The sequence below is a fragment of the uncultured Gimesia sp. genome (genome assembly GCF_963976445.1).
GTDB lineage: Bacteria > Planctomycetota > Planctomycetia > Planctomycetales > Planctomycetaceae > Gimesia.
Map to the genome: position 1 here is coordinate 98,634 of NZ_CAXBKP010000006.1, position 20,359 is coordinate 118,992.

The 20,359-nt window shown below is 46.3% G+C and carries 23 protein-coding genes; 7 read left to right on the forward strand and 16 right to left on the reverse strand.

Annotated elements, in window-relative coordinates:
* Positions 1-56: 56 nt before the first annotated feature.
* Positions 57-746 carry a hypothetical protein gene (locus AAC022_RS08760; RefSeq protein WP_339730163.1) on the reverse strand — a complete coding sequence of 230 codons (690 nt, stop codon included), beginning with the start codon at positions 744-746 and terminating at the stop codon, positions 57-59.
* An 800-nt stretch (positions 747-1,546) separates the two neighbouring features.
* On the opposite strand from AAC022_RS08760, the gene AAC022_RS08765 reads away from it, so the two are divergent.
* The 3 genes from AAC022_RS08765 (at position 1,547) to AAC022_RS08775 (ending at position 4,766) form a co-directional block, all read left to right on the forward strand.
* On the forward strand, positions 1,547-2,197 hold the full coding sequence (locus AAC022_RS08765; RefSeq protein ID WP_339730165.1) for an STAS domain-containing protein: 651 nt from the start codon (positions 1,547-1,549) through the stop codon (positions 2,195-2,197).
* 81 nt (positions 2,198-2,278) lie between these two features.
* Complete coding sequence (locus tag AAC022_RS08770) at positions 2,279-3,520, forward strand: GspE/PulE family protein (RefSeq protein WP_339730167.1); 1,242 nt, start codon at positions 2,279-2,281, stop codon at positions 3,518-3,520.
* Positions 3,521-3,767: 247 nt separating this feature from the next.
* Positions 3,768-4,766 (forward strand): hypothetical protein, encoded by a 999-nt coding sequence (locus tag AAC022_RS08775; RefSeq protein WP_339730168.1) that lies wholly within the window; start codon positions 3,768-3,770, stop codon positions 4,764-4,766.
* 20 nt (positions 4,767-4,786) lie between these two features.
* On the opposite strand, the gene AAC022_RS08780 is transcribed toward AAC022_RS08775, so the two are convergent.
* The 4 genes from AAC022_RS08780 to AAC022_RS08795 form a co-directional block, all read right to left on the reverse strand.
* The gene (locus tag AAC022_RS08780) at positions 4,787-5,113 is read right to left on the reverse strand and encodes a hypothetical protein (protein ID WP_339730169.1); all 327 of its coding nucleotides are present in this window, start codon (positions 5,111-5,113) and stop codon (positions 4,787-4,789) included.
* Positions 5,088-5,879, reverse strand: a complete 792-nt coding sequence (locus AAC022_RS08785) for a hypothetical protein (protein ID WP_339730171.1) — start codon at positions 5,877-5,879, stop codon at positions 5,088-5,090. Before AAC022_RS08785 ends, AAC022_RS08780 begins: the two co-directional genes overlap by 26 nt.
* A 26-nt stretch (positions 5,880-5,905) precedes the next feature.
* The gene (locus AAC022_RS08790; protein WP_339730173.1) at positions 5,906-7,159 is read right to left on the reverse strand and encodes a sulfatase-like hydrolase/transferase; all 1,254 of its coding nucleotides are present in this window, start codon (positions 7,157-7,159) and stop codon (positions 5,906-5,908) included.
* A 198-nt stretch (positions 7,160-7,357) separates the two neighbouring features.
* Entirely contained in the window at positions 7,358-8,020 is a 663-nt protein-coding gene (locus tag AAC022_RS08795; protein WP_339730175.1) for a transaldolase family protein, read from the reverse strand.
* Between the two features lie 226 nt (positions 8,021-8,246).
* On the opposite strand from AAC022_RS08795, the gene AAC022_RS08800 reads away from it, so the two are divergent.
* Together AAC022_RS08800 and AAC022_RS08805 are read left to right on the forward strand one after the other, a co-directional pair.
* Complete coding sequence (locus AAC022_RS08800) at positions 8,247-9,095, forward strand: glucosamine-6-phosphate isomerase (RefSeq protein ID WP_339730177.1); 849 nt, start codon at positions 8,247-8,249, stop codon at positions 9,093-9,095.
* Between the two features lie 39 nt (positions 9,096-9,134).
* Positions 9,135-9,845 (forward strand): PIG-L family deacetylase, encoded by a 711-nt coding sequence (locus tag AAC022_RS08805; RefSeq protein WP_339730180.1) that lies wholly within the window; start codon positions 9,135-9,137, stop codon positions 9,843-9,845.
* Positions 9,846-9,872: 27 nt separating this feature from the next.
* On the opposite strand, the gene AAC022_RS08810 is transcribed toward AAC022_RS08805, so the two are convergent.
* The 11 genes from AAC022_RS08810 to AAC022_RS08860 all read right to left on the reverse strand — a co-directional run bounded on the left by AAC022_RS08810 (position 9,873) and on the right by AAC022_RS08860 (position 16,261).
* Entirely contained in the window at positions 9,873-10,991 is a 1,119-nt protein-coding gene (locus AAC022_RS08810; protein WP_339730182.1) for an ABC transporter ATP-binding protein, read from the reverse strand.
* Positions 10,970-11,527, reverse strand: coding sequence for a ParB N-terminal domain-containing protein (locus AAC022_RS08815; protein ID WP_339730184.1), 558 nt, complete (start codon positions 11,525-11,527; stop codon positions 10,970-10,972). Before AAC022_RS08815 ends, AAC022_RS08810 begins: the two co-directional genes overlap by 22 nt.
* 19 nt (positions 11,528-11,546) lie before the next feature.
* Positions 11,547-11,807, reverse strand: coding sequence for a hypothetical protein (locus AAC022_RS08820; protein WP_339730186.1), 261 nt, complete (start codon positions 11,805-11,807; stop codon positions 11,547-11,549).
* 132 nt (positions 11,808-11,939) lie between these two features.
* Entirely contained in the window at positions 11,940-12,374 is a 435-nt protein-coding gene (locus AAC022_RS08825; protein WP_339730188.1) for a hypothetical protein, read from the reverse strand.
* A 135-nt stretch (positions 12,375-12,509) separates the two neighbouring features.
* Entirely contained in the window at positions 12,510-12,779 is a 270-nt protein-coding gene (locus tag AAC022_RS08830) for a hypothetical protein (RefSeq protein ID WP_339730190.1), read from the reverse strand.
* The gene (locus AAC022_RS08835; RefSeq protein WP_339730192.1) at positions 12,779-13,630 is read right to left on the reverse strand and encodes a serine protease; all 852 of its coding nucleotides are present in this window, start codon (positions 13,628-13,630) and stop codon (positions 12,779-12,781) included. Before AAC022_RS08835 ends, AAC022_RS08830 begins: the two co-directional genes overlap by 1 nt.
* Entirely contained in the window at positions 13,624-13,998 is a 375-nt protein-coding gene (locus AAC022_RS08840) for a hypothetical protein (RefSeq protein ID WP_339730193.1), read from the reverse strand. The genes AAC022_RS08835 and AAC022_RS08840 overlap by 7 nt, the downstream gene beginning before the upstream one ends.
* Positions 13,998-14,243 (reverse strand): hypothetical protein, encoded by a 246-nt coding sequence (locus tag AAC022_RS08845; protein WP_339730195.1) that lies wholly within the window; start codon positions 14,241-14,243, stop codon positions 13,998-14,000. Before AAC022_RS08845 ends, AAC022_RS08840 begins: the two co-directional genes overlap by 1 nt.
* A 189-nt stretch (positions 14,244-14,432) precedes the next feature.
* Entirely contained in the window at positions 14,433-14,780 is a 348-nt protein-coding gene (locus AAC022_RS08850) for a hypothetical protein (RefSeq protein ID WP_339730196.1), read from the reverse strand.
* A gap of 113 nt (positions 14,781-14,893) precedes the next feature.
* Positions 14,894-15,472 (reverse strand): response regulator, encoded by a 579-nt coding sequence (locus AAC022_RS08855; protein WP_339730198.1) that lies wholly within the window; start codon positions 15,470-15,472, stop codon positions 14,894-14,896.
* 534 nt (positions 15,473-16,006) lie between these two features.
* A complete protein-coding gene (locus tag AAC022_RS08860) occupies positions 16,007-16,261 on the reverse strand; it encodes a hypothetical protein (protein ID WP_339730200.1) in 255 nt (84 codons plus the stop codon).
* A gap of 760 nt (positions 16,262-17,021) precedes the next feature.
* On the opposite strand from AAC022_RS08860, the gene AAC022_RS08865 reads away from it, so the two are divergent.
* Positions 17,022-18,773 carry an Nramp family divalent metal transporter gene (locus AAC022_RS08865; protein ID WP_339730201.1) on the forward strand — a complete coding sequence of 584 codons (1,752 nt, stop codon included), beginning with the start codon at positions 17,022-17,024 and terminating at the stop codon, positions 18,771-18,773.
* Between the two features lie 120 nt (positions 18,774-18,893).
* Entirely contained in the window at positions 18,894-20,255 is a 1,362-nt protein-coding gene (locus AAC022_RS08870; protein ID WP_339730203.1) for a right-handed parallel beta-helix repeat-containing protein, read from the forward strand.
* The last annotated feature ends 104 nt before the right edge of the window (positions 20,256-20,359 follow it).

Consider the following 20,359-nt stretch of genomic DNA (forward strand, 5'->3'; position numbering starts at 1 on the left):
TGAACTGACAAGTTTGTTGTGTTTTGATTTCATCTAAATATGGAATTTGGAATCGATCACTTTTGTGTGACTACTTTTTCCTGACTGGAATTTCCAGCCCCTTGAACTGCTTTCTCCAGTGACTCTTTTTGTCTCTGAAGCCGCTGCACTTTTCCTTCGATTCTGGCAATATAGTCACGTAGCGTTTTTTGTTGTTCTTGCGTTAAATACTTCTCGTTCCGTATTTCTTCGATCTGATCCTGCAGCCGAAACACGTCAGCTCTGCGTTCAGATGCATCCTGATTCACTTCTAATGTCTGTTGGCTGATCTTGATTCCCTCATTCGCAAGCTGAGCGATTTCAGTATCTAGAGCAGTAATTTTCCCTCTCAGACCAGTGGCTTTTAAATCCATGGCTTCATGATCGACCTGATTGATCCTGGTCCAATTCGTGATCGCTTTTTGCAAAGGAGAGATTGACTTTGTTAACTGGTCGATCTTTTCATTCTGCTTTTGAATTTGATCTTTTTGAGCAGCTACGATCACTTTCGCTAAAACAGGGGATGACGAAATTTGCTCGCCACCTCTTCTTGTCTTAACGGACCATGTTGGATTCTCTCCTGGCTGAAGCTCAAACAAATAATCCGTCATCGAATCCGCTTCTTTTGGCCAGTTTGGGCCTCCAACAGAACTGACTGCGGCAAATCCCATAAAGGCGATGCTAGTAAAAAGCACTAGCACTAACAGGATTTTACTGAAACGGGTCATTGATGCATTCCTGGATTTGATATAGAGAGGCGAATCGGCTCTATGACTGTCTATTTCTTACTTTATTATGCTTTAACTTTTGATTTTTATCTATTCACTTCATTCTTGTATGAGAAGAAGAAGTGAGATTCTTGAAAAACCCGGTTGAGAGATTTGATTACATTCGTCTTTCGCTCTCGGCTTTTCGACTGAGACCCCTTCAAGGATACCCCAATTCACGCTGATGTGTTATGTAAAATACTACAGATAACCTGAGCGTAAACACAACCTATTTTATGAAATCGGTTATTTCCTAATTATAAATACGCTTAAAAACCATAGTCAAACTGAATTTCAGCTAACTGTTTGGTATTTAACTGTTTGACCTTCGTAACTTGGTTGGTAGACACAATCGCTACCTCCAGAAAATTTGACATAACATCAACTCCAGTTCCTTCATTAAGTACTGATTCCCAGCCAGTTTCTGAAAACGTCCCAAGGTTTTGAGATGACGAGATGACTGATTTCACCCAAAAAAGTGGTCATCTGAACTCTTGTTTGCTGCCAATGTATAAAGATGATTATTTGTATTCGTTAACTTGCGATGAAGCAAACTTGTTTCACTGGAAATACTTACTAAATCCCGTACTTTGGTCCGAATTGAGATAGGTAAAATCAAGCGGCATTGGTATTTTGAAAGAAAAATCAGAGTTGATTGTCAACTGAAAGCATTAATTCCAAGCCAGTATTCAATGCTGAAACATTGAGCTAATGCAGGGCCCGCCGATACCCGAGTATCGAGATTCGTTGGAGTTTGGTTTATGGCTACCCAAGAAGTTCCTTATCACATTACCGCCGTCAACAACCATCTTAAGGTTCAACTTCTCCCGGAACTGAATGAATCTGCCTGGACTGATCTGGAAACTCTGGGAGATTCTCTGCTTCTGGAACTCAAAGATCAGAAAAACCCATCAGCCATCATTGATTTAACGCCGCTGACTTATATCAGCAGCTCTCTGGTTGCTGTGATAATTCAAGTCTGGAAGCTGGTTGATGAGCAGGGTGGCAAAACGGCAATTCTCAATACCAGCGACATGGTCGAAGAAGTGCTCAATATTTCCGGCCTCAAAAAAGTGTGGTGTATCGTTTCAACTGAAGAAGAAGCAGTCACCTATTTAAACCAGGCGTTGAAAGAAGAACGAATCGAACGTCGGCGTATATTCTCGATGCCAATCCTGCTGGGGATTGTAGCCCTGCTCTCCGCTGTCGCCAGTTTCACGCTCTATCTTAGTGACTTGCCTGCACTGAATCCAAAAATCACATTGGTCGCTACCATTTCATTTTCTGCGGCAGGTCTTCTGCTGGGAGCGACTGCTTTGAAAGACCGCAGAAAGAATTTGCGAATCATGGGATGGGTGGTGCTCTTCTGCAGCCTCGTTCTGGTGGGTATTGGCCTCTTTAAAATGATGTAAAATCTACAAATTTCTACTACCAGTTCCAGTTCATATCAAATTTAATTGAGAATTATTGTTAGGACAGAAAGAGTCATTTTCATGTCAGACAAGCCAGCAAATATGGAAAATAAAAAAGAAGGACGCCAGCAGGCTCTACAGGCAGAACTCAGAGAGTTAGTTGATGTCGTAGGCCCAGGGCCTCTTATTGACTTACTGATGGAACGAGCGTTCCAATTGCAGGCAACGGATATCCACTTAGACCCACTTGAAAACGGACTTCGGCTTCGCTTGCGAGTGGATGGCATGCTGCATGATATCATACAGCTTCCCAAAGCAGCAGCAGCTTCCGCCATCTCTCGACTCAAGCTGGCAGCCAATATGGATATCACCGAACGACGGCTTGCCCAGGATGGTCATATTAACAATGAGACGCTCCAAAACCGCCGTGATATTCGTGTGGGATCAGGTCCAACCATTCATGGCGAGCGATTAGTTTTGAGACTGATGCCCGATCACAAACGCTTCTCCGAATTTGGCGAATTAGGACTAAATGACCCTCAAATTTCTGAGATCACTAACTATTGTCTTGCTCCCTACGGCATGATTCTGAGTGTTGGTCCGGTCGGTTCAGGGAAGAGTACTACGATCTACAGTTGCCTGGACTATCTCAACCAGCCGGAAATGAGTCTTGCCACAATCGAAGACCCGGTTGAACGCCGAATTGAAGGAGTCAATCAAATCCAAACCGACCCCAAAATTGGTTTTAGCTTCGCGGAAGCGTTAAGGGGAGTTTTGCGACAGGATCCGAACGTGATCATGGTGGGAGAAATCCGTGATTCGGAAACGGCACACATTGCTGTCAGAGCAGGGCTCACAGGAATTCGTGTCCTTTCAACGCTGCACTCGAATGATGCCGTCGCGGCGATCGATGTCTTCAGGGAATTTGGAATTCCGTCGATGTTTATCACAGACAGTTTGCAGGGAATTATCTCCCAGCGTCTAGTAAGATGTATCTGTGAAAAATGTCGCACTCCTCTTCAGCTAGATGCCGGCGCGTGTGAATATTTGGGAATTAGTTCAGATCAATTATCAGAGTCTCAAATTGCGCAAGGCGCGGGTTGTGAACACTGCTTTCAAACCGGTTACCTTGGTCGAACCGGCATTTTTGAAACGCTGGGAGTTCGTGGAGAATTAAGGGACTTGATTCTCAGAGGTGCTTCGCAGTCTGAAATTCTGAAACTGGCTTCTGAACTCGGAATGACCACGATGGAAGAGTCTGGCAAAGCCAAGGTATTACAGGGAATTACAACAATTCAAGAGCTTCACCGGGTACTGGTTTAGATAGTTTTGGTAAATCACCTTTGATTTATTTTACTCCAGACTGGAAGCTTCTTCGTAAGCTCTCTGTACACTATGTTTTATTTTCGCTTTCCAATACCTTCTTTCCCAACGATCTTCATGTTCTTACGAAAAAAGAATTCAATTCCAGTAGATTCAGTATATAATTGATCGTATGTAGTTATATAAAGAAGACCTGTCGGGCCGTCCTCATTACCGCGTCATATGGTTAAACGCTGGATAGTGCCTCATGAAATTGAAGAAAACAGAACTGCCTGAAAAAACGGTGTCTCACACACTGCAGACAGGTTCTTCCCTATCGGCGACGATTTCTATGTCGAATCAAACCAAGTCCGTTGTTCAAATCATTTCGGATTCACCTCCAGTGCCGCCACTCAGGGAGCGAGATATCTCCGCACAGCCCGGCATGGATTCTGATGAAGCCGATGAACCAACCCTCTCTCCCAAAGAACGGGCTTTGATCTGGCTGGCCAGCTCTGCGGCGACGGGTTATCTGGTTTCATTTTTGTTTCACTCAACACTCCTGACGGTCATGGCGATTGTCATTATAGGTGGTATCCAGGGGAATGATGATTTCTCAACACTAGCCAGCCTTGATGATAAAGACAGTTTTGCCTTGAATGGTCCTTTAGATACACGCATTGAAGAAGCAGCCGGAGGTAAAACGACGGAATTCAACGTCTTGCAACCGGTAAAATCCATGACTGGTGAGAATGAATCGACACTAAAAGAAATTGAGGCCGACGTCTCTGCCCATCTTGGCAAGGGTGAAGGAGAGGCAGATGGAGACGGAAAGGGAACCGGTGGAGGAGAATTTAAATTCAAACCAATGGGCAATGCCGTTACCGTTGGAAGCTTCACTGCCTGGACGATTCCCAAAGATCCGGATCTGAACCAGGATTATCTGATTATTATCCAGGTCAAGTTGCCTTATAATTATAAGTCAAGTCGCTATCGCGCTACAGACCTGTCAGGGCTTGTCGTTGGAACCGATGATCATCGCCAGGCAATTCCCTGGGATCGTAGATGGCCGAATACCACATCGACTCCGACTGCTAATGGGAAACAGAGACTCGTCACCCCAAAAGACTACTACTTGCCAGTCAAGAATCGCATTTCGCAATTGATTGTAAGAGTCCCTGGTTCGAAGATTCCTGCTACACGCGATACGATTAAGCTTGAGTCAAAAATCCTCAAAGAAAAACAGACCTTAGAAATTGTTTTCTAAGCATTGCACGGAATTCAATGTCATTCCGGCATTTCTCCTTTGACTATTGAAACCCAACCTTTCTGATAAATCTCTCCAAAGCTGGCCCAATGAGCAGGCGCGTCCGTCAGGTTTCCCTGACAACAAGGGCAGGGGAGATCCGGTTGTTCGGGGAAAGCGGGTGGGTCACTTATTTCAGTCGACAGCCACAGTGCATCACATTCGTCGCATAGAATCACGACGTCGCCTGCCAAGCTGCAGATGCGAACTCCCAGGTTTCCCTGTTCACAAAAAGGGCAAGTCTCCACATAATACATCAGATCAAATCCTGCCTGAAAATTCTTACAAAGGAAACGCAGTAATGACATTGGTCCCTTCCAGAACCAATCGTATTTTATAAGCAGCTGGTTTCCCCCGCTGATTTCCAACCTTCCCCCCGACAAACCCAACCCGGCGTCCCAGATTCACAGTATAAACCACGCGATTCCCTTCCTTTTTTTTCTGGACGTTTCTGCCTCCTTTGAGTGCCTGAAGATAAGCTTCGTCGATCAACGCCAGAACTTTTTTTCGTTCTCCATTTCCAGAGAAAACACCATGTTTACCGGGGCGACCAGGCTGATCTTCCGCATGTCGCATAATGTGAAGTAAGCGATGTTTTTCCTGGCTGCCAGGGCCATACTTTAAACCAGCGACGGACTCCCAGACTTTACCACCTAAATCGCGAAGCTGCCCTAGCTCGGGCTGCGAACTGGCAGTGGACTTTGAAGCCGGTGGCGGTCTGTTTGAATTTGCAGGCGTCTGTTTTGTTTTTGCAGAAGAGGACGTCACCGTTTGCATCTTGGTTGGTGAATCGCTGGCGCCTGACTGATTCGATTGCGTTGACTGGTAGGGGATCTTATTCTGCTTAACCGGTGACTGTTGATCGGCTTGTTTCAAAGGAGGGAGCGTTTTTTGACCGGTCACCTCTCCTGAATCGGCCCCCGATTTCTGATTCGAAGCCAGTTCAACTTGATGATCTGCCTTTTGCTCCTGCCACTGCAAAACAAGATAGATACCCAGAAAAACAACGACCGCGATCGTCCAACTTGACGATCGCGCTTTGGTTCGAGATTGTTTTCGGTTTGGCTGGTTCATTCTGAGACTCTCGTTTCAAATCAAGTTTATTCGGAAAGCGACTTCTGATAACGATGATAAATTTTCGTCAGATGTTTTACTTTCTCCGGATTTTGAGTGGCAAGATTATGTTTTTCACCCAGGTCTTTGGAGAGATCAACCAGAAAGAGTTGATCCGCTTTCGTTAATATTCCTTGCTGACTTGTATCGCGGGGATTACCCAACAATTTCCAATTCCCCTCGCGAACAGCCCAGCTTTTACCGATCTGCCAATAGAAGTCTGTATGCGGGCTTTCCACCTGCCCTGAATCAATAACGGCTTTTAGACTTTTTCCGTCCAGCCGATGTTGGGGCAGGGGTGCACCTGTTAATTCGGCAATCGTTGGCAACCAGTCACAGCCTGTACCCAGTTGATGGCGTTCTTCACCTTCGGCAATCGTCCCAGGCCAGGAAATCATCGCGGGGACACGAATTCCCCCTTCGAATAAGCTGAACTTTGCACCACGATATGGTCCTGCACTGCCTCCCCCACCAAAGGTTCTTTCCTCTTGGGAGTGCCCATGATCGGATTGAAATATGACAATGGTATTCTCGCGCAGCTGATATTCATCAAGCGTTTTTAAGACCGCGCCAATACAGTCATCCATCGTTGAAACAAATGCCGCATACTTGTTACGCGGAGACGGAAGATGCGCATACTGCTTGCGCCATTGATCAGTTCCCTGTAAGGGATAGTGCGGTACGTTGATCGCCCAATAAAGAAAAAACGGTTTGTCTCGGGATTCTTTGATATAGCTCTGGCACTGCTGGACCATCAAATCGGGGAAATATTTTCCATCGTTCCAGACTTCTTTTCCGTTTTCCCACAGATCATGTCGGTTGGGACCATTCCAGTAAAAGAAATGGGAATAGTTATCGATACAGCCCCCCATGTGTCCAAATGAAGTATCAAAGCCTTGTCCATTTGGCATGGTTTCGGGAGTATAACCTAAGTGCCATTTTCCCACATGTGCTGTCTGATACCCTGCCTGCTTCATCATTTCGGCAATTGTGACCTGTTCCGCAGGCATTCCTTGTTTTCCGTGTTTTGAAGAAACATTTCCCGGCACGCCCGCGCGACGAGGAAAACGTCCTGTCAACAAACCGGCGCGCGAGGGAGAGCAGACCGGTGCTGCAGCATAGAACTGAGTAAAACGAATTCCCCGTTTGGCAATCGAATCCATATGAGGCGTGATCAGGTCTTTCGCTCCATAACAATTGAGATCAACCGAACCCTGGTCATCAGTAAAAATGATGATCACGTTAGGTTTCTTTTCTGGAGCCGCCCCGACTTCACCGCTGTAGAACAAAATCAAACAGATAAATACCAATAAGAAAGACCTGAGACAACGGTATCGGGCTCCTCTGATCTTTTTCTCGCAATTGGTCAACATACTGAATCCTGGTTTTATAAAATGTAAGAAAAGAACTAACTGAGAGATTATCACAAATCGATGTCATTAACTTTTGGGCGTTGCATCCCATGCATTCTGGAAGACTTTTTCGCCATGAACCGTGTACGGGTTTTGCATACTTTCCTGATACACAGTGAGCCCTGCGGTCACACAATGTGCTCCAGCAAGTGCCGCATCTGCCATTTGCCGACCATTGCGAATCGCTGCTGCAATGATTTCGGAATCATATTCATGCCGTTCCAGCATCTCGGCAACCTCCAGAACAAACGTCGTCGTCGAATCGCCGTAAGTTTCTTTCCATCCAATAAAAGGACTGATAAAGGATGCACCGGCGCGAGCAGCGTGCCAGGCTTGTGCAACGGAAAATATTAACGTCGCATTCGTTCGAATTCCCTGCTTAGTGAGTTCACGAATTGCTTTGAATCCATCCTCACTGGCGCCCACTTTAATGACAAAGTTCGGAGACATTTTTGAGAGTGCAATGCCCTGTTCCACAATCTGTTCCCAATCAGTAATATGGGGATCAACTTCCACACTGACCGGTTTTTCCGTACCCTCAAACAATTCTGCAATTTCTTCAATCACTTTGAAAAAAGGCTTGCCGGAATTTTGGACATGCTTGGGGTTCGTTGTGAGTCCATCCAGATCCCAATATTCTAAGCAGTGTTTGATCTCATCGGTGATGGCACTATCCAGAAACAATTTCATTGTGACTTCCTTTAGTCCGGAACCAGGACTTAAAAACTGATGCATTGATATTTATTGCGAACTCAGCAGAGGGCATTAAAATATTCAATGCCTGTATGATAAATTCATTTGTTTTCAATATACCATGTTACCTTTTTGTATTATGCTAGAATACGACTCTTCAATAATGATGATTGAAACAAGCAAGCATTAAATCATGCCTCAAAGCAGAAGTACTCTCAACACCATGCCAACTCAATTTCCCGAATATCTGAAAATCACCCGCGAGAATTTAGCGAAAGATACAACCGTCAATCTGACTGTCGTAAACGATATGCCAGATGTAGCTCAACACATGGCAACAGTAATGCTGCAAGTAATCGAAACGGCAAAACAAAAGGGGCGCCCTGCAACCTTGATCGTTCCAGTCGGCCCTGTCGACCAATATCCCATCCTGGCTGAAATGCTAAACCAGAGACAATACTCGATCCGAGATGTCATGCTGGTCAATATGGATGAATATTTGACAGACGATGATCAATGGATCGATCTTTCTCATCCACTCAGTTTCCGCGGATACATGAACCGCAAATTTTATGATTTATTGAATCCGGAATTAGCCCCGTTGCCGGAAAATCGGATCTGTCCTGATCCGAATAACGTCGGCATCATCCAACAATTGATTGATCAACGGGGCGGTGCAGACGCCTGTTTTGGAGGAATTGGCATTAACGGCCACATCGCTTTTAATGAGCCTCCCGAACCAGATTCAGAAATGTCCGCTGAAGAATTCGCGGCGCTCCCTACTCGAAATCTGGATTTAACCCGGGAAACAAGAACCATCAACTCAGTCACGGTTGGCGGCGAAACTTCAATTATTCCCTGGCGTGCCGTTACGATCGGCATGAAAGAAATCCTGGGAGCGCGAGAACAACATTTTTACTGTAATCGACTCTGGCAAAGTTCCGTCATTCGCAGAGCCCTGCATGGACCTGTCACCAGTGCCTGTCCTGCCTCGCTGTTAAGAACACATTCTAATGTCTCTCTGACGATTGCTGATTATGTCGCCGATTTGCCTGATATTCGACTCCGTTAATTCCCGCTCACTTCATTTACAGATGAGTTCTTTCAAATCATGAAACTTAACTTCGAACAAGAACGTCTTCTGGCAGTCGTAGCTCATCCTGATGATGCAGAATTATTGTGCGCGGGGACATTAGCACGTGCCCGCCATGAGGGAGCAGCAATAGGAATTTGTGTACTTTGCCAGGGAGATAAAGGTCAACCAGAGCCTCCGATTCACAATCTGGCAGAAGTCCGACAGCAGGAGATGCAGTCGGCGGCCAAGTTACTGGGCGCAGATCTCTTTTTTGGTGAGAACCCAGATGGTGCCCTGTTTGACAGTTTAGAACAACGTCGACAGTTGACGGAAATCATGCGGCAGTTTTCTCCAACTCTCGTACTGGCTCATTCACAATCAGACTATCATGCCGACCATCGTGCCGCCTCTGTCATCACGGAAGCAGCTACCTGGTTTAGTGCTTCTGTGGGTAACCAGACACAGTCACCGGCATTGAAACAGCCGCCGGCGCTCTGGTGGATGGACACCGTTAACATGACACAATTTGAACCGTATTTTTATATTGATGTCAGTCAGTACGTCGATACAAAACTGGCGATGCTTGACTGCCATCAGAGCCAACTGCAACGCGGTAAAGATACCAGCTTCTCACCTCTGCGGGATTTGATGCTTCAACAGTGTGCTGCCCGCGGTGCTCAATCTAGTGTGTCATCTGCTGAAGCCTTCCAAAGCCACACGGCCTGGAAACGTTGTGCAGCCTGGTGAGATTTCGTGAGCAATCCTGTATGTCGTTCAGATCAGGCCGAAATGGATGGCATCGTCCCTTCGTCCAGGTCCGACATAGCGAAAACTGGCAGTGAGACGACCTGAACTGGAGGCAACGCGACGCTTGCGGTGTTGCTCTAAGCCGACTTGCCGTTGCACTGTCGATGGGAAACGAATCATTTTCCACAGTTTCGATTTCGCCCGATGCCGAATCATGGCGGGGTGACCGGTGATGCTGGTATATGTTTTTTTGCAACAGTAGAGAGAAGCCACAAATTCGCTCAACGCATTTCCAATTCCCACACCTTGAAAATCAGGTAAACAGACTGTCCGATGTTCTCTAAAGGAAGGGGATGTTTTGTGAGGAAAATGAATGACGGCTGTGAAAGCAGCGGGCTGGCCATCAACCAGCGCCAGAAAACAGTTCGCCGATTGTTGAATCGTTGAATCTAAATAGTGATATTTGCGGAAGAGTTCCCACGCACTTCGATGCACGTTAATAATTTCAAGTGTGAGTGGGGGTCGCGATTGCCTTTCACACCTCCATTGAAAATCATCACTCGCCGGCTGATAAATCCAGTCAGGATCCAACCAGTCTATGATATCGTAATGACAGGCAATCGCGACAAACCTCTGTTGTCTTTTGCGGACTGTTTTCGCCACAGCACTACTACCGATTTTAGCCACACTCCGATCCACAACCGATGTAAATTCATCAATCACGGCTAAATCGGGCTGTTCGGCCAAAGACCTGGCAAGTGTGACCCGGAACTGTTCGCCGTTGGAAAGGACATGATAGGGTCTCAACCAGCTTGGCGGGGAAGAGAAACCGACTGAAGAAAGCAGGGCCGTGATCTCTTTGATTCCCATTTCCTTGGGAAACGCGTCAACGATGCTCTTCTTTTGAAACCAGTCGAATTGGTTGACCAATTCCTTTTTAAACAACTCTCCGCCGATGGTTGTCTTGCCGCATCCGGAAGGGCCCACAATCAACCCAACGTTCCACTCATGTTGTTCCAGGGGAAGATCGACCGACCACGTCACTCGACTTTTCTTTTCAGCTGGAAAGCCGAAGATCCCTTCCAACTGAATCACACGGGGACTGCGGACTACTTGTGACTCTCTTACGATATCCACGCGCGACATTGCAAACCCTCTTTTTTCAATCGCTTCAGGAGCGCCACTTGTTCTGATTCAGTCTGGCAATCGATCAGCACGCTAAAAGAGTCCACCAAAAGATGTGATTCATCTTTTCCCTCGCTACTTTTCAGCATCCCGGAAGCATTGTTTGACAGTGTGTCTAACAGTTCTTGAATATCTTCAGACCCAACCGATATCGAAGCAATCAGGTTATCCAGTGCTGCCTGATCGGTATTTGCCATTGATGTCACTGAATCGAAAGTTGCCAGAATTTGATTCGCTTCTGATTTTGTCACATCTAAGATCAGACAGGGCACTTTTTCCTCTTCTGCGATATCAGCCCGCAAATGACCATCGATTAGTTCAAAGGTTCCATTTTTACAATCTCGCACCAGACAAGCGGAAGCGAACCCCACTTCTTTCAGTATGGCGCGTAACGCGGCATGCTGAGGTTCAGTATGAATTCGCCAGTTCTTCGGATTCCGCTTGAGCAGTGAAGCCTTGATCCGCCTAAAACTTTTAATGCGATCTTTTAATTTCATATTTATCAGTCCGAAAAAATTACATACAATCCAGACAGCGGTTCGCCCCATAGCGCTGCCGAATCTGATCTTTGTGATAATCGCCTTTAAAAATTGGTGTGCCACATCGAGCACAAGAAGAAATCGGCTCGTGTTTCACCAGCACAGAACTAACAACCATATCGGGATATTCGGCTTCCACCAACTTAGCCGCCAATACATGAGTCTGTGCTTCTCGATCAAGGCGTTTGACAGGTCGTTGATTTTTTTCTTGCGCTAGATAAACGATAAAGTGAGGCATTTTGTGTTCCTTTTTAGTTGTGGACAGTTCGTTCTCAAAACGACATTCATCGATCATTCTAAAAGGAATTCGACGCTTGTCTTGGGGTGCATCCCAGCATCGGTGCTCAATCGGAACTGAAAAAACGCAGCCTCACTTCTCCAGCCCGATTTCATATTGCGTGTCGGTGTCGATCGTTGAATCTACTGGGGTTACTGGCTTCGGTTGTTTCTTCAGAGCATCTGCAATCAGCCAGCCCCCTACAGGCACACCCACGCCCGTTGCCAGTAACCCCGCCCCTATTGCCAGCTTCGCCAGTGCCCCCACTGTGCTCCTCTGTGCGGGCATGTATTGGTGAATCACGCTGTTGTCATCCCCGATATGCATGTCTTCGCCCTCTGGACGATTATTATCAACGATCTGTTTGCCAAGCAGTTTTTCACGCGTCGCCATTGTGAGCGAATCGACGTTGTCAAACCGTCTCACTGCCTGCCTCAGGTTCTCCGCTCGCTCTCCTACTTTCACGCCCCACCACATCTGTGCCAGCTTCTCCGCCCACGTCTTCGGTTTCGTCGTCTGTTCCACCATCGATTTCACTCCATGATTGAACAAGCTTGCCGAACGTCCCGCTCTGGAACGCCCGGTCTAGCTCGTTGTTTTCTTCAATCAGGCGAGAATGGAATTCCATACTCCGCCTGATCAGTTCTTCCAGTGGGTCAACCATTACGCTGGTGCAGGTCCACCAGGAGAAACCTTGGCCTGAACTTCACGAATACCAACGGCTTCATCAAGAGTCACCATGCGTTTGTTTTCCAGGTAGTCGTAGTCAACCACTTTTTGAACGGTCACAAAGTTATTCTGTGCAACAGTCCCAGTCTGCATGAGTTGCGTCAGCATGTGATTGGCCACATTGTCAGATAAATCCACAGCCATCTCCTTGTCTCCTTCTCCCTTAACGGGGATTTCCACGTCAATAATATCGCCGTCCGGCATTACTTAGCCTCACTTTGTTTAACGGCCTTAAAACGAAGCTTGATAGGATCACCAAGCGGGTAGGTTTGCTTTGCGACTGGTTTACCGTCTGCACCGATAATCCAGACAGGTATCTGCGTTTTATTCAGTTTGTCGATCTCTGCTTTGAGCTTTGAGATCTCGATTTCCAAGACTGCAATTTGCTCGCTGTTGCCTGGTGCAGTGGCCTCTGGCGCTACATCAACGATTACCGGCGGCTTACAACGGCAATCTGGTAACCTGCCATACAGACTGATCACCTTCCGTCTGATCAACGTGCAATCCGTGTAGATGGTATTCTGTGTGTCGTGACCTTTGATGATGCCAACTACTTGACCATTTACCAGAATCGGTCCGCCTGAATCCCCTTTAGCTACCACTTTTGAGAAGAAGCATCCGTTGCGAGTCTGTCTGATTGTTGCCCGTAGTGATCGCAGATTGTAAACGCCGTTCGAATAACCGTAAGCTACCGCCTCAATTCCATGCGTAGGCTGGGTTTCTGCAAGACTAAAACACTTCGACGCTTTGATGTCCTGCGTCTCGATAATCGCATAGTCAACGCTGTCGTGATATTCCTTGTGCACAACGCGAGCACCCCACCACTGCCCGTCATAGCCGACGTGAATTGTCTTCGCCTTATTCACGTTATGCGCAGCTGTAAGGAAGACTGATCGGTTTTTAATGTTACCGATATAAGCACAGGCCCCGGTCCCGAGAACTTGACGACATCCGGTCGGCGTACATTCGGTTTCAGTAGTTCGCACCGCCAATACTTGTGCCTCTACCACGGACGTTATCAGCAGCACAAAGATAATTGTGAGTGTTTTCACCATTTGATGTACCTGTCAAAAAATAACAAAACATAGTGCCAGGGATTCAGAGGTACTTTCCCCTCTGCCCAGTTAAAGGCCGCCACTCCAAACAGTCTCACACGGCGGTAGTAGATGTTCGCCATAAACTTCCCTAAATCGCAGCGTCTCAAGTTGCGATAGAACGATGCATCCGCCAACGCTCTATCCTTCTTGCAACCACCTCGCTGATATGCGAAGTCATGCCAGTGGCAAGCAGGCCGAATATCAACGCCGCCCCATTGGTCAGGTGAGAAATTGCACCCGTTCGAAATGAAGTAACCCGGCGGCTCCGGACCTTCCATGAGTTCAATCAGTTTTTGAGGCAGATCTGCCGTTTTGAATTCGTTCATTAATTTTCCCCGAAGACCCTGTCTTCCAGACGGCTAATTCGCCTCTCATGCGAATTGACCATTTCAATGAGTAGCTCCTTGTTGGAATCCAACTTTTCGTCAATTTCGATGAGTTGGTGGCCATGTTCCACCAGCGTTTTTGCAGTCCAGGTAATGGCTCCCACTCCACCTGCTACGATGGGAGAGAAAATACAAGCAATCACCCATGCTGGAATGAATAATCCTTTTCGAACGGTTTCAGGCATTTTGACCCCAGTACTATCAGAAGAAAGAAGTGATGTCTGTGGCTGCTAATACTCGCGAACGGCGTGAATGGCACAATATAAAATTGCGCAAAAAAACACCTGACGTTACTCAGAACGACAGGTGTTTAAAAATCAGTTGGTATACTCTGATCACGCTGCGATCAGGAAAGCGATGACGACAGCCTCTTCTTAGTTCATAGATCTTTGTAATGGGAATTCACTGATCGGGAGTTGTTTGCTTTTTACTTCAAGCAGTCTTCTCCAACCACTGCTAACCAGTTTTTCCCGCAGTAGGGCTTCTGACGAATCAAGCTCACGCTTGTCGAACGGCCCTTCTACCAGCACCGCTTCGAAGTCGTCAGCGATAATAAACTGGGACAAGACGGGATTGCACCTGATGTGGTGCTCGGGTTGTGCTTGCAATTCATCCTCGTTCACTTCACCGATGATATATCGCAAATAGAGGCCGCTGTCTTCGATGTTCTCGACTTCCAAGCCACAGACCACACACAGATATCCCTGGTCACATTTTGCCATGATACTCACTTACAAATTTATACTCACTGGGAACGCTCAATCCTGATCGCCGTTGATCATTCATGCCATCTGTAAGAATTCTAGCTGGTGAGCAGGTAGCTGGCGAATCAGCATCACGAAGTTTTTAAGTATTTCTTTAAGTTGGCAACCTCTTCCAAGAGGACCTCGATAAACTCTGACGCCGCCTGTTTATTATCCGCTTTGACAATTTCCTTCACTGACTGTCTGACCTTTTGTGTCGGAGAATATAAATCAAGCGATATTTCGCTAGCAGAGGAATGAATCACATTGAGCGACATGTCATTCAATTCCTGTTTCAGTTCGTTCTGGTCGAGAGGCTTAAACATGATTTTTGAAAAGCCTAATTCGCTCGCGAGCTTAATTCGTTGTACGTTTCTATCCTGAGAATTTTTTTCGGGCCTGACCGCGGTCATTAAAATAAACTGGGGGGGAGGAACAGTCCCGCTATCCGAATAGCGTTCAACCAGCTGTGCCTGCTGAAATAAGTCAATTCCATCCATTCCACTCATCACGAGATCTGTCAAAACGACGTGAACCTCGTTATCCATTTGAAGTATCTGCAGGGCCTCATATCCGGACGATGCAGTGGTCGGAGTGAAACCGATTTTCTCTACTAACCGCGCATAATAGTGACACGAATATCCAATATCATCGACAACAAGAACTTTCATAGAACGACGGCCTGGGGTCTTAAAGAATATTTGCTGTATTGCTATTCAATCTCAAGGGAATAGCAAGCAGGCGAACAATTTCCCAAACGACGAATTTCAATAATTGACTTAATAATCAATTATCAAGATCGGCTTTTAAGGTTTTCACCTGTACCACAAATGCAGAATATCCACTCACCACATGAATAAAAAAGTCCATTATCGTTGATTTCTGAATACTAATTTCTTGCAACCTATAGTAAAAACTGCTCCAACATGATCTTGTAGAGACCAAAGTTGGCCAACAACACAAATGATACATTTATGTCTGAATTATTGCAGACATGCAGGTCCAATCTTAAATTTGAATCTGAATGATGTCTCCCTTATTAGCATGTCCCCTGCAATGTCGGAGTTGAATAATGCATGGTTTCTTCAACAAAAAATTCGGCACAGTTCAAAGTGATCGTTGCATTCCATAGTTTTAGTTTACTGTACCAAGAATATTAAGCAGTTTTTTGCTCCTGCGTTTTACATAAACTAAGCGAACGCAACTTATACTTCTTTGTGATTTTGGCTTGCCCAAAAATCATTTGCATCAACGATGACATTGCTCCCAAATTTAAAATAAGGAATGCCGGACTCTTTCAATAGTTCTTTGAAGTTTTTCTCTGTCATTCCAAAAAGCTGTGCCCAAACCTTACTACTGAACTTTCCCGTTTGAGGAAATGCTCCCGGTGATCGCACCAGGTTTTGAACCAGTTCAAATGCAAATTTATCTGACTCGATGAATTTGTTTGATTCCGTCATGAGATCAAACCTTACCAGAATTTTCACCGCGATCTGCTCCAAACCCCAAAACCAAAGCGCGCACGTTTCACGCAGTTCGGTTTCATTCAAAAAAACAAAAGACCGTTTCAATTGGAGATAGATGGCTTCAATTGTCACAGGAATTGGGAAAGAAACAACGCGATAAATAATTCGGCGACACCTACAGCGGTCGCTACGCGGCTGCCTCCAGGCAGATATGGAATTGTGGTAACACCACTCCAAAACAACATCGATCAGTTTAACACTCCTGAGTGAACAAAGCAATATACAACTTTGTTTTTTTCTGGAGTACCTGCAATCTATCAATCACGATAAATGCCCTGTTTTATAGTATATAACCAGGTCATTCTGGATTCTCATCAATACATCCGAAGAATTCAGGCGAAACATTGATCCCTACTTTATCATCTGAATTGAGAGCGACCTGTAAAGACTTCTTCTCCTCTGAAATCAACGACTATTTTGAAGATTTTTTTCATGCCAGATAAAAATACCGCACTTTCGGCTCCGCTCATAAATCACCTGATCTGCAGCCCTCATCACTCTTCCATCAGTACAACTTGCGATCACGTTTGCTTTGGAACTGAGTCATCACTATGTGTGCAGCCTGAATCGCTCGCATATATCCTCTGACCAAGTATTTTCTTCAAGCTGATCAGGCCTGAGTGGCAGGCAAAATACTTTCGGCTTAGAATGAGCGTGTTCTGAATTTCGCTCGCCATTCATGAAAGACGATTCCATGTCAGATCAAACTCACTCCGATCTCGATGAAGAAACAGTACCCGATGAGGTCATTCCGCACCAATCCCTGCCTCCGCTTAAATACCGGGATCTCCCGCCAGCGATCTCCTGGAGAAAAATGATTGGCCCCAGCATCATGCTGGCAGGGCTCTCGCTGGGTTCCGGGGAATTTGTCCTTTGGCCTTACATCACTTATAAAACCGGGTTTGTTTTCTTTTGGGCCTGCCTATTGGGGGTGATGACGCAGTTTTTTATGAATATGGAAATCGAACGCTGGACGCTGGTCACAGGTGAGAGCGCAATTACCGGCTTCTGCCGTCTGAATAAAAACTGGGCCTGGATCATGCTACTGTTGAATATTATACCCTGGGCATGGCCGGGCTGGGCAACCGGCGCGGGGACAATGGTGAGCTGGACATTTTTGGGCCCAGAAACCATTGCCAGCGTTCAAGTGGAACCAACGCCTTCTGTATTTTCAGTGGATGGACTTCCGGAAAATGTCAGTTACTCTGCTGACACCGCAACTTTGAAGTGGCGAGGTTCGATGAATGAATCGGAACGTGACGCGTTGAGTACTGCTTTCACCCGTAATCAGAGCGAAGACCAGTCGGCTGAATTGTTTGACAAAATTAACCAGGGATACGACCTGCAATACGAGGCCAAGTATAGTTCGTTTCTGGGAATCGCCGGGTTACTTCTGGTCGGAATTGTTCTCACAACGGGACCGGTGGTTTACAACACCGTCGAAAAAATCCAGATCTTCCTGGTCGGCATGATCTTTCTCATCGCCGTGATTCTGGGATTCTATATAATTCAACCATATGCCATAACATCCATGCTGCAAGGAGCCGTTAGCATTGGAACGATGCCCGAAGAATCGAGTGGATTAACAACCATGGCGCTACTGGGCGCATTGGCGTTTGCCGGTGCCGGCGGAACGATGAATCTGGGACAAAGTAATTTCATCAAAGACAAAGGCTATGGAATGGGTAAGTACATCGGGCGAATTACCAGCCCGATTACCGGACAGGAGGAGTCTGTCAGCGAAGTCGGCTATCATTTTAAACATACTGCTGAAAACCAACATCGCTGGCACCAATGGTGGCGGGCAGCGAATATCGAGCACTTCTTCAGTTTCTTTCTCACCTGCCTGGCCTGCCTGGTGCTCTTGTCTCTGATTTCCTATTCCCTATTTTACAATGAGAACGGACAGCTCAAAGAAGGTGTGGCACAGTTTGGTACCGGACTGAACTTTATCTGGGGACAGGCCACTTTGCTGGAAGACCGCCTCGGTGGAACCTTTAAGTTGCTCTTTCTTCTGATGGGAGCGGCGATTTTACTTACGACCGAGCTGGGTGTCCTTGATGCTACGGCACGGATCTCTGCCGATATCCTGAAAGTGAATTACTTACGAGACAATGAACATTGGTCGTTGAGTAAACTATATTATGTTTTTCTCTGGAGTGAAATTTTCCTGGGTTCCGCGATACTATTGTATGGCACGATTAATCCTCAGTTTAAACAACCTATGTTTCTAATTGAGACGTCGGCTGCGATGAATGGTGGGGTGATGTTTTTATATTCGATGATTTTACTGTATATGAACTCGAAAATTCTCAGCCGCAGCATCAGTACCAGCCCTCTGCGTTTTGTGGTGATGGTCTGGGCGGCTGCCTTCTTTGGCTATTTCAGCCTGCAGGCATTTCAAGTACAAATCATTCCCTATTTTAAATCTCTTCTCTCTTTGTGATAAAATGCCATGTTTTTTGATATCCAAAACAGACCCCTGCAAAACAAATTCGTTCCTCGTAATAACAGACTCCGCCAAATTTCACAGGCAGTCTTTTGTTGTGTTTTACTGTTCTGCATTTTGTCAGAATCCCGTGGCGCCACCTACTACGTCAACAACCAAACCGGCAATAATGATAATACCGGACTCTCACCCGATACATCCGTAGCAACCATTGCCAAAGCGATCCAACTCTCTCAGACGAGTGACCGAATAGAACTCAAAAATACGGGGATTGCTTATCGAGAACCTATGCTTTTTCGTCAGCTGGGAGGACAGCCCGATCGCCCCTTCCTCGTGGAAGGCAATGGTTCGGTCTTGTCTGGATTAAAAACCATTGATTCTTCGAAATGGGAGACGGTGAAAGAAAATCTCTATGTTCTGACACTTGAAACTACGCCGTATGGAAATCCTTATCTTGTCTCTCAAGGAAAACGACTGGAGCAAGCCAAGGGTCTGGAATCGATCGAACCCGAACAGCATTTCTGGAACAGAAAGTCGAATCAAGTTTACTTCCGCTGTGCGACAAACAAACAACCGACCGACTATCAGTTGGAAGCAACTCTCACTACCAGTGGTTTCACACTTGGTAGTGCCAGCTATATCATCTGTCGTAATCTGATCTGCGAGCACTTTTCGAATGACGGTTTTAATATCCATGGCGACTGCCGGGGGATTCGACTGGAAAATGTGATTGCGCGACATAATGGCGATGACGGGATCTCGATCCATGAGTCGGGCGGATTAATGGTACAAAATGCTTACGTGCATGATAACTATTATGGAATCCAGGACGTAAACGCATCCCGCTCTGTTTACAACGGCGTTCTCGCAGAACGAAACCAGATCGGCGTCAGCCTGGTGGGCGGCTATCATTCTCTTGTCGACTGCCAGATTCGCAACAGCGCCCAAAAAGAAATCGACATAGCCGGCTCGAACCCCAAACATCTGATTGGTGCTGAGCAGAACCTACTCTGTAAAACCATTCTGTTTGCCCAGAACGTATCACTGTTTGGAAACGGGAACCGAATGGGGCTCAGCGTTCGTAATGGAGCCTCTGCCATCATGGAACAATCGGTGATCAGCGGGTCCGAGACGGGACTCTTTGTGGATCGAAACAGCCACTGTCACTTATCTCTTTCTGCAATCACCGGCTGTCATGAGATTCTCAAATCGGAATCTCAAAATTCCTTTTTTGACTTTAATATTTACGGACCAGGGCAAATCAACTGGTTGGGAACGGAATTTCAACCCGATCAGTGGGCTGACTATCTCAAAATCTCACAACGCGATCAGCACTCAAAAATGGGGACCGTCACTGTCGCGAAAGATGGTATTGTCAGTATTCCCGCCGATTCATCCGCTTCTGATATGGAGAAAAAGGTCGGCCCCTCGGCTCCTTTTACTTTTTCTCCGCCCCAGAATCAATCGCCTCAAAATTAATACGACTATTCTGAATTTCACTCTGGATTGTTTGTGAAGCTTGGAGCATTCGCTGCTCTCAGAGCCAGTTCATCGATTAATTTGCGTGTGTCTCAAGTCAGGGC

Bases quoted from the DNA above. Each gene is read 5' to 3' on its own strand.
- AAC022_RS08760 (WP_339730163.1), bottom strand. From the start codon at position 746: ATGACCCGTTTCAGTAAAATCCTGTTAGTGCTAGTGCTTTTTACTAGC.
- AAC022_RS08765 (WP_339730165.1), top strand. From the start codon at position 1,547: ATGGCTACCCAAGAAGTTCCTTATCACATTACCGCCGTCAACAACCAT.
- AAC022_RS08770 (WP_339730167.1), top strand. From the start codon at position 2,279: ATGTCAGACAAGCCAGCAAATATGGAAAATAAAAAAGAAGGACGCCAG.
- AAC022_RS08775 (WP_339730168.1), top strand. From the start codon at position 3,768: ATGAAATTGAAGAAAACAGAACTGCCTGAAAAAACGGTGTCTCACACA.
- AAC022_RS08780 (WP_339730169.1), bottom strand. From the start codon at position 5,113: ATGTCATTACTGCGTTTCCTTTGTAAGAATTTTCAGGCAGGATTTGAT.
- AAC022_RS08785 (WP_339730171.1), bottom strand. From the start codon at position 5,879: ATGAACCAGCCAAACCGAAAACAATCTCGAACCAAAGCGCGATCGTCA.
- AAC022_RS08795 (WP_339730175.1), bottom strand. From the start codon at position 8,020: ATGAAATTGTTTCTGGATAGTGCCATCACCGATGAGATCAAACACTGC.
- AAC022_RS08800 (WP_339730177.1), top strand. From the start codon at position 8,247: ATGCCAACTCAATTTCCCGAATATCTGAAAATCACCCGCGAGAATTTA.
- AAC022_RS08805 (WP_339730180.1), top strand. From the start codon at position 9,135: ATGAAACTTAACTTCGAACAAGAACGTCTTCTGGCAGTCGTAGCTCAT.
- AAC022_RS08810 (WP_339730182.1), bottom strand. From the start codon at position 10,991: ATGTCGCGCGTGGATATCGTAAGAGAGTCACAAGTAGTCCGCAGTCCC.
- AAC022_RS08815 (WP_339730184.1), bottom strand. From the start codon at position 11,527: ATGAAATTAAAAGATCGCATTAAAAGTTTTAGGCGGATCAAGGCTTCA.
- AAC022_RS08820 (WP_339730186.1), bottom strand. From the start codon at position 11,807: ATGCCTCACTTTATCGTTTATCTAGCGCAAGAAAAAAATCAACGACCT.
- AAC022_RS08825 (WP_339730188.1), bottom strand. From the start codon at position 12,374: ATGGTGGAACAGACGACGAAACCGAAGACGTGGGCGGAGAAGCTGGCA.
- AAC022_RS08830 (WP_339730190.1), bottom strand. From the start codon at position 12,779: ATGCCGGACGGCGATATTATTGACGTGGAAATCCCCGTTAAGGGAGAA.
- AAC022_RS08835 (WP_339730192.1), bottom strand. From the start codon at position 13,630: ATGGTGAAAACACTCACAATTATCTTTGTGCTGCTGATAACGTCCGTG.
- AAC022_RS08840 (WP_339730193.1), bottom strand. From the start codon at position 13,998: ATGAACGAATTCAAAACGGCAGATCTGCCTCAAAAACTGATTGAACTC.
- AAC022_RS08845 (WP_339730195.1), bottom strand. From the start codon at position 14,243: ATGCCTGAAACCGTTCGAAAAGGATTATTCATTCCAGCATGGGTGATT.
- AAC022_RS08850 (WP_339730196.1), bottom strand. From the start codon at position 14,780: ATGGCAAAATGTGACCAGGGATATCTGTGTGTGGTCTGTGGCTTGGAA.
- AAC022_RS08855 (WP_339730198.1), bottom strand. From the start codon at position 15,472: ATGAAAGTTCTTGTTGTCGATGATATTGGATATTCGTGTCACTATTAT.
- AAC022_RS08860 (WP_339730200.1), bottom strand. From the start codon at position 16,261: ATGACGGAATCAAACAAATTCATCGAGTCAGATAAATTTGCATTTGAA.
- AAC022_RS08865 (WP_339730201.1), top strand. From the start codon at position 17,022: ATGTCAGATCAAACTCACTCCGATCTCGATGAAGAAACAGTACCCGAT.